Annotated in this window: 8 protein-coding genes; 4 read left to right on the plus strand and 4 right to left on the minus strand. The window is 46.0% G+C overall.

The genetic code is table 11. The annotated features are described in order from the left end of the window. Positions 1-170: 170 nt before the first annotated feature. Positions 171-2,732: an inositol phosphate phosphatase SopB gene (locus tag ACOMG9_RS06570; protein WP_448216320.1), complete on the plus strand. Its 2,562-nt coding sequence runs from the start codon at positions 171-173 to the stop codon at positions 2,730-2,732. 501 nt (positions 2,733-3,233) lie between these two features. Here ACOMG9_RS06570 and ACOMG9_RS06575 read toward each other — a convergent pair. From ACOMG9_RS06575 to ispB, 4 genes are all read right to left on the minus strand, one after another. Then, positions 3,234-5,795, minus strand: a complete 2,562-nt coding sequence (locus ACOMG9_RS06575; protein ID WP_494529974.1) for a hypothetical protein — start codon at positions 5,793-5,795, stop codon at positions 3,234-3,236. A gap of 693 nt (positions 5,796-6,488) precedes the next feature. Further along, on the minus strand, positions 6,489-7,079 hold the full coding sequence (locus ACOMG9_RS06580; RefSeq protein ID WP_448216322.1) for a hypothetical protein: 591 nt from the start codon (positions 7,077-7,079) through the stop codon (positions 6,489-6,491). A 65-nt stretch (positions 7,080-7,144) separates the two neighbouring features. Beyond that, the gene (locus tag ACOMG9_RS06585; protein ID WP_494529975.1) at positions 7,145-7,888 is read right to left on the minus strand and encodes a hypothetical protein; all 744 of its coding nucleotides are present in this window, start codon (positions 7,886-7,888) and stop codon (positions 7,145-7,147) included. Between the two features lie 1,104 nt (positions 7,889-8,992). Beyond that, on the minus strand, positions 8,993-9,970 hold the full coding sequence (gene ispB / locus ACOMG9_RS06590; protein WP_448216324.1) for an octaprenyl diphosphate synthase: 978 nt from the start codon (positions 9,968-9,970) through the stop codon (positions 8,993-8,995). 403 nt (positions 9,971-10,373) lie between these two features. Between ispB and rplU the strand changes: the two genes are divergently transcribed. From rplU to cgtA, 3 genes are all read left to right on the plus strand, one after another. Next, positions 10,374-10,685, plus strand: coding sequence for a 50S ribosomal protein L21 (gene rplU, locus ACOMG9_RS06595; RefSeq protein ID WP_422132925.1), 312 nt, complete (start codon positions 10,374-10,376; stop codon positions 10,683-10,685). Between the two features lie 143 nt (positions 10,686-10,828). After that, positions 10,829-11,086: a 50S ribosomal protein L27 gene (rpmA, locus tag ACOMG9_RS06600; protein ID WP_422132926.1), complete on the plus strand. Its 258-nt coding sequence runs from the start codon at positions 10,829-10,831 to the stop codon at positions 11,084-11,086. Positions 11,087-11,305: 219 nt separating this feature from the next. Next, positions 11,306-12,514, plus strand: a complete 1,209-nt coding sequence (gene cgtA, locus ACOMG9_RS06605) for an Obg family GTPase CgtA (protein WP_422132927.1) — start codon at positions 11,306-11,308, stop codon at positions 12,512-12,514. Positions 12,515-12,604 lie beyond the last annotated feature (90 nt).

The following is a 12,604-nucleotide window of genomic DNA, read 5'->3' on the forward strand; positions in this document are numbered from 1 at the left end:
TTTGCCTGATTCCAGAGCTTGAAAAAATGGCGACATTATATCCGCTCTGTTGCGCAAAGCCAGAATCATCATAAAAGATTGAAATCGGATGTTGTGCTTGATAACACAGGACTTTTGGCGAAACCGGTCGATAAAGTTGCGAGGAGATTGATGATAAGGAAGTGAGTGTTTTGAATCCATCGCAACGGACTTTGCAATGCTTGCAACCCCTGCTGGACAGAGGGCAGGATGAATCCAGTGACATTTCTGTCAGAGGCAAGTGGCGAGGCCGGGAGGCCGAGTTGCTGCCGCTTCCTGTCAGAGAGCTGAGGGAAGGTGAAAAACTCAGTGCCAGTGAAGGTACTACGGCATTTGTTTTCAAGTACGGCAGTTTTGTGGAAAATCAGCTTCACAATGATCTCAAAAGCAAGCCGCTGAACCAAAGAACCATTAAAAAGCTGGAAACACGGGCCACAGAGCTGTTAAGGGATGTCAGGAAGCTGAATTGCAGCAGTATAGAGCTCTGGCTGGATTCCGGTATGGTGGCAAAAGCGTTTGAGACTGCGACACCTTTTAAGTGGCGATCTCTTCCTGCACACGAACAGGAGCATCTTAAGGAAGTCGTTCAGTTTCAGCTCTCTGGTCATACCGATTATCTGAGTCAATCAAAGGCTCTTGAGCTTGCGGTAAAAGTGGTCGGTCAGCATGAATCTATCTTCTCAGCCAATATTCCCGAAACAGCCCGCTTTCTCACCAGTGAAACAGAGGAGGGACATACTCTTTTTCCCGGTCAGCTCAGGCTCTGGGCCGAAGAGCACTTTGATAAGGACAAAGTCCCGGGAACTCCGATAGAAGGTGATGATCTCTATATCAGCCAATACGAGATGGAGCTGATAGGTAATGCCGAGTATTACACCAACCGTGTTTCTGGGCTTCTTTCCGGTTCCCCATTGGAGCGTTTGCAGAACACCAGTTATGCCGAACAGGCTGAAGAGGCCAGAGAGCTTGCCAAGCAGCTTATCAAGACGCTGGATGCACTGGAACGACATTCACAAAATTTGCCTGCCCAATTGCAGCAGGCTCTAATCCATGATCTGGTGGGGCAGCTCGATGGTGTGTTGGATTTTATCGATCAGCTGGAGGTCAGTGACCAGGAGAATCCACTGGGGCCGCAGCAGTGGAAAAAGTTTAAATGTCTGGAACTGATTTCCGCAATTAATGTTCTCAAGAATGAAATTGAGCATGAAAGTGCACTCATCAACAACTCAGGCAAGGAAGGTCTATTCAGCAGAAAGAAAACCAGCAAGCTGGCAAAGCTGGAGGTATTGCATCAGACGTGGAGTGACCATTTTGACCGTATTCAGGAAGGAACAGACAATGATCTTCCTCCAGCCAGAGCGAAGCTAACCGGAAGAGCTTCCCGCGCTGACACCCTTCCTGTGGTTGATGCAAAGGCTTATACCGCCTGTATATTGAAGCGGCTGGGAGAGGTGGGCCTGGATAATGCCAGCAAGAAACTGAAAGAATCACGCAGTCATGTGCTCTCAACACTTCAATGGGAAAAAATCACTACCCATCTGGATGTGAGGATTGAAGGGCGAACCCGGCATTATGAGAGTCAGCTGACCCCTGCTTCGCAAATGAAATGGGGAGAAGGTGCAAAAGATATCTTTGAGCATTCTTATGAGGGTATGGGCAGTCCTTCGACTGCAACCAGTGAACGCGTTCATGCCGTCAATATGGCGCAATCTGAGCTGTCCACTGCAGAAAAGGGGAACAAGAAAGTTCTGTTCAAAGGATTGCGTTCCGGAACTCTCTCTGCCTATGGGATAAAAGAAAAAGAGCCTCGACTTGAAGCAGCCAGAAACCGGGCCAGGGAGTTGGTGACGGCGGCTGTAAAACAGTTTCTGGATGATAATCCCGGCTATCTGACATCGGGGCAGCCTGTTCCTTTGAAGATGCTCTCCACGTCTATGCTCAGTGCCGACAAACTGAGGCACTATCTGCATATTCATGATGATGAACTGAAGATGCAGAGAGAGCAGATCGCTGCCCTTAAGGAAGTTCAGAAAGAACTCAACGATGGTAAGCCATTGGTTATTTCTGATGCCAAAGGCGAAAAATATCAACTCAGAGTCAATATGAAGCTGGCCAACACTAATTATGGTGTCAATTCACTTTCATTGGGTGGTCTGAAGTCCGTTGTCCGTCCCTGGGGTGAGGCCAAGCGGGTTAATAATGAGGGGCTTATTGAACTGATGGGCTCTTTAGACCAGTTCGATCCTGTTGGCGGTTGGGTAGGCGACTATCTGGCAGGCTCGGCCCCGGAGCAATCCAAGCAGATTGTTCGTATGCTGGTTGAACAGATCAGGGATCTTCATGTTTCAGGCGACTATCAAACAGAAGGCGAAGATGCCTATAAGATGGTTGAGCGAATTCAGTTGCTGGCATTCAAGATAGGCGCAGTGGGTCATATCAATTGTAAGAGTGGCAAGGATCGAACCGGAGAAGCCGACGCCTCGATCAAGCGCTTTGCTGCTGAAGTGGAGGCCAGAGGCTATGTCCCGGACCCCCGCAAACCCGTTAGCCGGGAGGATCGTAACCTCAGTCAGGCTTTCCAGTTTGGTTCAGGCAATCTTGAATTGCAGCAAATGAACATCAACATGCCCGGGTTCAAGACGCAGTTGAACAAAAAGCGTCTGGGCGAATTTGCTCATAAGCTTGCTCATAAAGCCCGGTTTAAAGTGAAATAAGTACTCAGCCATACGGAATCGAATATTTCTGGCTTATTGGGCAGGTGCTCTGCAAGGCGCAACGACGGGAACATAGCAAGCTATGTGACCAGAGTTGCAACGCAGCACGACTGCATGGATGCAGGAGCTAGAGCAACGCAGGAGCAGTTGCCGCGAGTGCCTGAACAATAAGTCAGAAAATATGATTTCGTATGGTTGAGTACTTAACCACCGAAAATCTTGCGGGTGTGAACTCTGCCCGCCTTGTTTTTCCCGGTGCTAAACAGCATGAGAGCCTCCAACTGCTAAGCCAGGTTTCAAAGCTTTCTCAAGTCTGTCATAGACAGAAAGTATTTTGGATCTGTCTTACGAGGCTTATAGGTTGATTAGTCCTTTTCTGACGTCTGCAAATAACCCTCTGTCTACAAACATGGTTGTCTGTTGTTTTAAAAAGCATATCAGTTAAGCCGAGTTTGGTAGCTGTTTTATATTGTGGTAAGTGGCCACCTCAGAAAATACTTACTAGAAACCTAAATCGAAACCGCCATCTAGATCGCTAAAATCGAGGTTGCCTAAATCGAGGTTGCCTAAATCGAGGTTGCCTAAATCGAGGTTGCCTAAATCGAGGTTGCCTAACTCGAGGTTGCCTAACTCGAGGTTGCCTAACTCGAGGTTGCCTAAATCGAGGTTGCCTAACTCGAGGTTGCCTAACTCGAGGTTGCCTAAATCGAGGTTGCCTAAATCGAGGTTGCTTAAATCGAGACTGTTACCCAGACCGCTTAAATCGATGCTGTCACCGATACCGCTTAAATCGAGACTGCCTTGATCAAGAACATCTCCAATGACTGAATCTGAAATTGATAAATTTCCTGTGACAGTAGACGGAGAAAGATCTCCGCGCACATCACCAGTATCAGATGAATATCTGCTACCCATATTGACGGGATATTCAGGGCTTAATAGGGCAGCATACACATAGGGCATCAAAAACCCATCTGTTGGAAAAAACCAGGCAGTGGGACTCATTTGAGCCAAGCTATGGTAATAACTGCCAAGCTTCTGATGGTGCAACGACAATGAGTTGTCTAATTCTTGCTTTTTCTGGCTCACAAGTTTATCGAACTCATGGGATTTAATTAAGACCTGAGCGTCAAGCTTGCGTTTGATATTTGCGATGGCAGTTTCTTTTAAATTCTGACATTTGTTTTCTGCGGTTGGATAAGCTTTGATCTTTTTAATCTCTGTATTTATTATTTTTGGTCTCCGTATATGTTTTTGGTAAGTCCGTGGGTTCATATGTGTTTCATTAAAAAATTTGTCGATTAGTTCTTCAGCGCTTTTTCTCATTTTGTCTGTGGGTGCTAGTATCATAGCTTCCAAGGAAAGCGTAATAGCCTTTTTTAAAGGTATTTTTAATCTATCTGTGTCATGACGACTTCTAATGTGGCGAAAACTAAGATCAGCTTTTTCAAATTTCTCGGTAGCTTCTTTAATTTTTTCATTGTAGCGTGTGAGAATACTTGGTTCTCTAATTAGAGTGCTAATTTGATTTTGATAATTAGCTTTGTGTGAGTCAATAATCTTTTTAATCTGTGACTGACTGTTTTTATTAAAAACTTTTCTTGATGCATCTACGGTTTTATAAAACTGTTGATGGATTTTTTGTTCAATAATGTTTTTATGAAGTTTCCTGAGGTCAACATGGTCTGGATTTATTGCTAAAGCTTTCAGGCAGAAGGTGCTCTTGTCTTTATCAAAAGCTGTATGTTTGGTGAGTCGGTAAAAGTGCTCGAAACTGACTGCCTGGGATACCACTTTTTTATACAAGATATCGAAATGTTTTGAGGAATGTGGATTTAAGGCAGTGACTTTATCAAATGTAAGAAGTGCATCATCAAAGTCTTTAATAAATGTACACATCTTATAGAATAATCTGTCGGCAACCTCATCTTTGCTAAATCCGCCCAGTCCAGCAAGACTTACTCTGATAAAAGCCTTTATCCCGGAAGCTAATGAGTCGACCTCGTTGGTTAGTAAAGAAGATGCCTTTTTGAGAATTATTTTTTTACTGTCTTCATGAATAGCTTCCATCTTCTTATTAAGTAAAAACAATGGTTCACTGGATACCTCTTCAGGTAAATCTTCTATTGTTTTTATCATATGCTGAATAAGAAGATTATGCTTTAAATCTGACAGGATTCTTATATTTTCTTCATGATTTTCAACGAATTCTATTAACGACTCCATAGTGTTGAGTGAATCAAGCTGACGGCACATATTAGCAACGGCTATGTCGTGCAGTGTTGCATTCAGATTTTTAAGAAGCTCTAAGTTGCTTTGTATTCTTTCTTGCCCCCACGTCTGCCGATTAGTGCGAAGATGATCCAGGCTTTTTTGCTCTTTCTGTATCTTTTCATCGACCAAACAAGAAACCCTGTATATCAACTGGAGAGTCTCGGTATTACCGGAGTGAGGGTGTTGAGCCTGGTCCTCGTCAAATAACCTCTTTAATGAGTCCTTTAGCGGACAGATCGTATCGGGGAATTCAATGAACTCAGATAGCTCTGAGTAAACGAGGTTCAGTAGGGGGCTGATACTGGAAAATGATTGGGTGGCACGCTTCAGATTATCTTCCAGGAGCGTATATATATTCTGTATTTGTTCATCAAGTCTATTCTGTAGCCTGACGTATCTTCTGTTATCGTGTCTGTGTATGGGCCACTTAAGATTCTCATCTATATTAGATTTCAGTGTTTCCAACGCCAATTTGTTGCGCTCATAAGCTTCCAAAGGCTTATCCTTATCGGCATAAGCTTGAAAGCTATTCCGATAGCTATCAATCTGGCGTTCAATTTCACTAAGGCCTGAATGCAACCGAACAAAATTGGGTAGCAGGCATCGAAAACATGATTGATCAATGGTTGCAATTCTGGAGCGTCTTTGCAGTCCGGTACTTTGTGGTCCACTTGTTAAGGCCGAAGAATCGATGTTCACAAGGGGCAATACTGAAGTAGTTTGTTCTCCATGATTCTGGGATGATTGCCATCTCGTATCAGTCTTTGTTAAGGAAAAATCATGTATCATAGTAATCTCCAATTTGAGCGTGAGTAGTCAGTTAGAAACAGACGCTGAGAAAAGTCGATTAATCAATTCTTGCTAAGTGGTTCCTCAGTTGTTTTCGAGTATTTCTGACCATAATGACGGGTTAGACTGTGATTTCATGAAAATGTTCCCTACATTTTTCTGTTATTTTCTCATTACGTGAAATCTTTGCTGCATTGCTGATGAAGCCTGTCCTCCAACCTCTGATCCTGCCATCGTTGCTTCACTCAAAAAAGGCATAAACTGCTCCCGACATCCTGCGACGGTGGATTCAGGTCAGGTAATTATCAAACCGATGGGTTCTGAGGTGCAGCTTGATCCAATAAGAGGTTGGGTGGCTGACCAACAGAAGGTGAATCTGCTTGCCAGCTGCTCACACTTAATGGTTTAGGTTGAAATAAAGGTTCAGTGCCTTGCAGGTGGATAGCATCCACCTGAAGAGAGAAGCTGTTCGGCAGGCTAGCAGCCTGTCGGACTTAAGACTGTCCTACTGCGGTTGCAATAAATTGGTCTAAAAATCTCTGTTTCTTCGTCAAATAGCTCGCTATTCTCCTCAGAAACAGAGATTTTTATCCTCAATTTCTTGCAATCCTCGCTACGGACGCTTAAGTCCGACAGGCTGCTAGTGTTCAGAATGTTCTGGCCACAGCAAAACGTGCCAGGTCTTCCGTAGCGTCACGATACTCGCAGCAGCATGCAGGTGCCATCCAGACCGATAGCGATTGTTTCCACGGGCTCGGTAAGTGATGGCAAGTCGTAGCGAGTGTCTTTCTGGTCTTCGACTAACGCACCTAATCTGTCGGATAAATGCTTGATGTACGAGTTTGACAGCACTCTTTGATGATTGGTTTCAAAATCTTCTTTTACAGCAGGAGCAGGCATCTGACTGTATTTCCAGGCAAGAGTTTTGGCAAATTTGGGTGTAGCAGAGCCAACAATCCCAGTGCGAAGATCAATCGGTGCCAAAGTACTTCCACCCCTGACCCCCTGATAAACAGAACGTTCCATGGGTACGCGCCCGTATAAGGTTTCGTAGTGCTTTAGCACTTTTCCCTTATAGCTGCTCCACTTCTGCTGGTTAACGACGATAGGTTCTTTATTAGGGGGCTCAAATAGCTTCAGTAACTCTTGAGTTCCGAGTTGCCCTGCTTCATTCAGTGCTCTCTGCAAACCATCTTCAAGATTCAGCATGTTCCCAGAATCGTTAGGCACCTCAATCTGCAGGACAATAGTTTTCTCTCGGCGGGCAATAATAGAAGCAGGCATGACAGGTTACTACTATGAAAAGGTGTTTCCATAATAGCTGTAAATTAAGTGTACATTTGTTTCAATCATTCAGAGAGAGCACCCAAAGCTTCCAGGAAAAAGGTGCTCTTGTCTTTATCAAAAGCTGTATGTTTGGTAAAAGCTGTATGTTTGGTGAGCCGGTAAAAGTGCTCGAAACTGACTACCTGGGATACCACTTTATCATACAAGATATCAGAATATTTTTTTGAGGTATGTGGATTTAAGGCAGTGACTTTATCAAATGTAAGAAGTGCATCATCAAAGTCTTTAATAAATGTACACATCTTATAGAATAATCTCTCGGCAGCCTCATCTTTGCTAAATCCACCCAGTCCAGCAAAACTTGCTCTGATAAAAGCCTTTATCCCGGCATCTAATGAGTCGATCTCGTTGATTAGTAAAGAAGATGCCTTTTTGAGAATTATTTTTTTACTGTCTTCACGAATAGCTTCCATCTTCTTATCAAGTAAAAACAGTGGTTCAGCGGATACCTTTTCAGGTAAATGCTCTATTGTTTTTATCATACGCTGAATAAGAGAGTTATGGTTTGAATCTGACAGGGTTCTTATATTTCCGCCATGATTTTCAACGAATTCTATTAACGACTCCATAGTGTTGAGTGAATCAAGGTGACGGCACATATTAGCAACGGCCATGTCATGCAGGGTTGCATTCAGATTTTTAAGAAGCTCTAAGTCTCTTTGTGTTCTTTCTTGCCGCCGCTTCTGCAGATTAATGCGAAAATAATTCAGGCTTTTTTGCTCTTCCTCTATCTTTTGATCGACCAAACAAGAAACCTTGTATATCAACTGGAGAGTCTCGGCATTACCAGAGTGAGGGTGCTGAGCCTGGTCCTCGTCAAATAACCTCTTTAATGAGTCCTTTAGCGGACAGATCGTATCGGGGAATTCAATGAACTCAGATAGCTCTGAGTAGACGAGGTTCAGTAGGGGGCTGATACTGGAAAATGATCGGGTGGCACGCTTCAAATTAGCTTTCAAAAGCGTATCTATATTCTGTATTTGTTCAGCAAGTCTATTCTGTAGCCTGACGTATCTTCTGTTATCGTGTCTGCGTATGGGCCACCTGAGATTCTCATCTATATTAGACTCCAGTGTTCTCAATGCCAATTTGTTGCGCTCATAAGCTTCCAAAGGCTTATCCTTATCGGTATAAGCTTGAAAGCTATTCCGATAGCTATCAATCTGGCGTTCAATTTCACTAAGGTCAAAATCCAACCGAAAAGATTTGGATAATTTGGGTAGCAGGCATCGAAGGCATGATTGATTAATTGCTTCAATTCTGGAGCGTCTTTGCAGCCCGGTACTTTGTGGTTCAGGTGTTAAGGGCAATGAATCGATGTTCACAAGGGGCAATACTGAAGAAGCGGTTTGTTCTCCATGATTCTGGGATGATTGCCATCTCGTATCAGTCTTTGTTAAGGAAAAATCATGTATCATAGCAATCTCCAATTTGAGCGTGAGTGGTCAGTTAGACACAGACGCTGAGATAAGCCGATTAATCAATTCTTGCTAAGTGGTTTCTCAGTTGTTTTCCAGTATTTCTGACCATAATGAAGGTTTAGACTGTGATTTCATGAAAATGTTCCCTACATTTTTCTGTTATTTTCTCATTATGTGTTTTGCCCCCTTCGATTCGGATGATAAGAAGTCGTAGATCAAAATCTGATAGATGAATAAAATGAAGGGCTTATCAAGCTGATGGGTTCTGAGGTGCAGCTTGGTCCCATAAGAGTTTGGGTGGCTAACCAACAGAAGGTGAATCTGCTTGTCAGCTGCTCACACCCGATGGTTTAGAGTGAAATAAAGGTTCAGTGCCTTGCAGGTGGATAGCATCCACCTGAAGAGAGAAGCTGTTCGGCAGGCTAGTGCTCAGAATGTTCTGGCCACAGCAAAACGTGCCAGGTCTTCCATAGCGTCACGATACTCGCTGTCAGGCAAGGCCTGCAGGCAGGCAATGGCCTTCTCAGACTGTTCTCTGGCTATGCGGGATGTGTAATTCAGCGCTCCACAGGTGCGAACCGCCTCAACAATTTGATCAATCTTATCCAGACCACCCTGTTCAATAGCTTCCCTGACCAGTGCTTTTTGCTCCGGGGTGCCCTGGGAGAGAGTGAATATCAGGGGCAGGGTGGGTTTGCCTTCTGCCAGGTCATCGCCGAGGTTTTTTCCCATGTCTTCGCTGTTGCCCTCATAATCCAGCAGGTCATCTACCAGCTGGAATGCCATGCCCAGATGATTGCCAAAATCTCTCAGGGATTGTTCAACCCTGCTGTCCACATTAGACAGGATCGCTGCAGTATGGGTAGAGGCTTCAAAGAGCATGGCGGTCTTACATCGGATAACATCCATATACTGTTCTTCTGTCACGCTGGCATCGTTGATATTCATCAACTGCATGACTTCACCCTCAGCAATGATATTAGTGGCATCAGAGAGAATCTTGAGCAGCTTCATGTTGTCCAGACTGACCATCATCTGAAAGGCTCGGGAATAGAGAAAGTCGCCCACCAGAACACTGGGAGCATTACCCCATAGCGCGTTGACCGTATCGCGACCTCGGCGGAGGTCCGACTGGTCCACGACATCATCGTGCAGCAGCGTTGCGGTATGGAGAAACTCGATGATAGCCGCCAGTGGGATATGGTCCTGTCCCCGGAAGCCTGTGGCGCCTGCGGTCAGCAGAACCAGAAGGGGTCTGAGCCGTTTGCCTCCGGACTGGATTATGTACTGGCCAATTTTGCTGACCATGACAACATCCGAGTGCAGTTGTTCGGCGATGTACTGGTTAACCAGAGCAAAATCTTCGCTGACAACGGTTTGAAAGGAGTGCTTGTTGCGTTCAGGCATAAGGCTGCTGCAGAGATAGGGAAATCGAGCATCGTAGGTAGAGACCACCCGGCTGTCAATAGCTGTATGACTTTGGTGCTTATTTCATGGGTATCATCCCCAGGGGTCATAAAGGATAAATCGGGGTTGCCAGTCGGATTGCAATTCCTTAGAATTTGCGCCCCTGTCTTACAATCTGACTGAGAATCCGGGCGGCGGTCCATTTTGTCATGCTTTTGAGCTCTGTTTTCAGAGTTGATCAGAAGTTTATGCGGCGCAGCCCACCTTGAAGTGATGATCAGATAGACGTAGATGGCATTGAAAATTCCGGTCTGAGTACCCTGGTCTTGTTTTCTTGAACCAAAGCCTGGATCTCGCCGGATGCCTTTGACAAAGAGGCTATTAAGGATTTTCGGAGATAAATATGTACGCAGTTATCAAAACTGGCGGCAAACAGTACCGTGTTGCTGAAGGCACAACCCTGAAGGTTGAAAAACTGGACGTAGCTGCAGGTGAAAGCCTGGATATTAACGACGTTCTGCTGGTAGCTAATGGTGAAGAAGTCAAGATCGGCGCTCCTGTTGTTGAAGGTGCCAAGGTGACTGCTGAAGTTGTAGCTCATGGTCGTGGTCCAAAGATCAAGATCATAAAGTTCAAGCGTCGTAAGCATCACCGCAAGCAGATGGGCCACCGTCAGTGGTTCACTGAGCTGAAAATTACCGGCATTGCTGGCTAATGATCAGGCCTTTTGATTGCTGAAGCCGCTCAAGGCTGATTAAAAGGGCATGGCTGATGGACTGGAAACAGTTCGTTAAATACTTCCAAGGTCTGCATCTGGTGTGGTAGCCGGCTGTTTGACCGAGCTAAAAGGAGAGCAGCATGGCTCACAAAAAAGCGGGTGGTTCTACTCGTAACGGTCGCGATTCAGAAAGTAAACGCCTTGGCGTTAAGCGTTTCGGCGGTCAGGTAGTCAACGCAGGTAATATCCTGGTTCGTCAGCGTGGCACCAAGTTCCACGCGGGTGAAAACGTCGGTATTGGCAGGGATCATACCCTGTTTGCCAAGGCTGACGGTAAGGTTGTTTTTGAGGTTAAAGGTCCTCAGAAGCGTAAGTACGTTCGCATCGAAGCTGCGTAACAGTACTTTTCTGGTGTTTACCCCCTGTTGAGGGTGGCGCCACGGGAAAGCCCTGCTTTTTGGCGGGGCTTTCTTGTATATGCGTAAAGTGATTTGAGTGGTGTAGACTCCTGAAGTTGAGTGTCTGGAGGTCAATGCTTTTCTTTTGCTGCAGGCATTTGGGTGAGTATTTATCTGCAGGCATTGGCCGTCTGAAGTCATTGCTGCGGGAGGTTTTGAATGAAGTTTGTCGATGAAGCCACCATCAGGGTTCAGGCTGGCAAAGGTGGCAATGGCTGCCTGAGTTTCAGGCGAGAAAAGTATGTTGCCAAAGGGGGGCCGGACGGTGGCGATGGTGGTGACGGAGGCAGCATCTATGTGGTTGCCGGGAACGACCTGAACACGCTGGTGGATTATCGCTATCAGCGCAGCTATCAGGCAGAAAGTGGTGAGTCGGGTCGTGGTCGCAATTGCTCCGGTGCCAAGGGTCAGGATCTGGAATTGCCAGTGCCTGTGGGTACTACGGTTGTGGATGATGAAACAGAAGAAGTGATTGGTGATCTGACACACGAGGGTCAGAAATTACTGGTGGCCCAGGGTGGCTGGCATGGTCTGGGTAACACCCGCTTTAAATCCAGCGTCAACCGTGCTCCGAGGCAGACAACCAAGGGTTCTCTGGGTGAAGAGCGTTCGCTCAGACTGGAGCTCAAGGTTATCGCTGACGTGGGGCTTCTGGGTATGCCCAATGCGGGTAAGTCTACCTTTATTCGCTCAGTCTCTCATGCCAGGCCGAAAGTAGCAGACTATCCCTTTACCACGCTGGTTCCTAATCTCGGTGTGGTGAGTGTGGAGAAGCATCGCAGTTTTGTTATCGCTGATATTCCCGGTCTGATTGAGGGGGCTGCCGATGGTGCGGGTCTGGGAATTCGATTCCTTAAGCATCTTTCACGTTGTCGTGTACTCCTGCATTTGGTCGATGTGGCTCCCTTCGACGAGAGCGATCCTGTGCATGTGGCAAATGCCATTGTCGATGAGTTGAAAAGTTTCAGTCCGGCTCTGGCTGAACGTGAGCGCTGGCTGGTGCTGAACAAGCTGGATTTGTTGCCCGAAGAGCAACAGCAGGAGATCTGTGATCGGGTGATTGCAGAGCTGGGCTGGGAAGGACCTGTTTACAAGATTTCCGCAATCTCTTCCCGGGGTACAGAAAAGTTGGCCCAGGATCTGATGTCTTACATTGAAGAGCGTAATCTTCAGGAGAGCGAAGACGCTGAACTGGCTGCTCAGGAAGCAGAGGCCCGTCAGAAGCTGGAGCACGAAGCCAGGGGGCGTATGCGTGAGCTGGCGGAAGAGAGAAGGCAGCAGCGTCTTGCCAGAAAAGCTGAAAAAGCGGCTCGGGACGATGATGATCATGACGACGATGATGATGTTGAAGTCTTCTACGCACCTTAGAAGCTGTGGCAAGAGAAGCGAGCAAAGCTGAGCCACTTTATAACTCAGTATCAGCAAAGCGCTGCACTGTTGTGACAGCCTTCTCAGGTT

It is taken from the genome of Endozoicomonas sp. PH6C (assembly GCF_059322965.1).

Bases quoted from the DNA above. Each gene is read 5' to 3' on its own strand.
- ACOMG9_RS06575 (WP_494529974.1), bottom strand. From the start codon at position 5,795: ATGATACATGATTTTTCCTTAACAAAGACTGATACGAGATGGCAATCA.
- ACOMG9_RS06580 (WP_448216322.1), bottom strand. From the start codon at position 7,079: ATGCCTGCTTCTATTATTGCCCGCCGAGAGAAAACTATTGTCCTGCAG.
- ispB (WP_448216324.1), bottom strand. From the start codon at position 9,970: ATGCCTGAACGCAACAAGCACTCCTTTCAAACCGTTGTCAGCGAAGAT.
- rplU (WP_422132925.1), top strand. From the start codon at position 10,374: ATGTACGCAGTTATCAAAACTGGCGGCAAACAGTACCGTGTTGCTGAA.
- rpmA (WP_422132926.1), top strand. From the start codon at position 10,829: ATGGCTCACAAAAAAGCGGGTGGTTCTACTCGTAACGGTCGCGATTCA.
- cgtA (WP_422132927.1), top strand. From the start codon at position 11,306: ATGAAGTTTGTCGATGAAGCCACCATCAGGGTTCAGGCTGGCAAAGGT.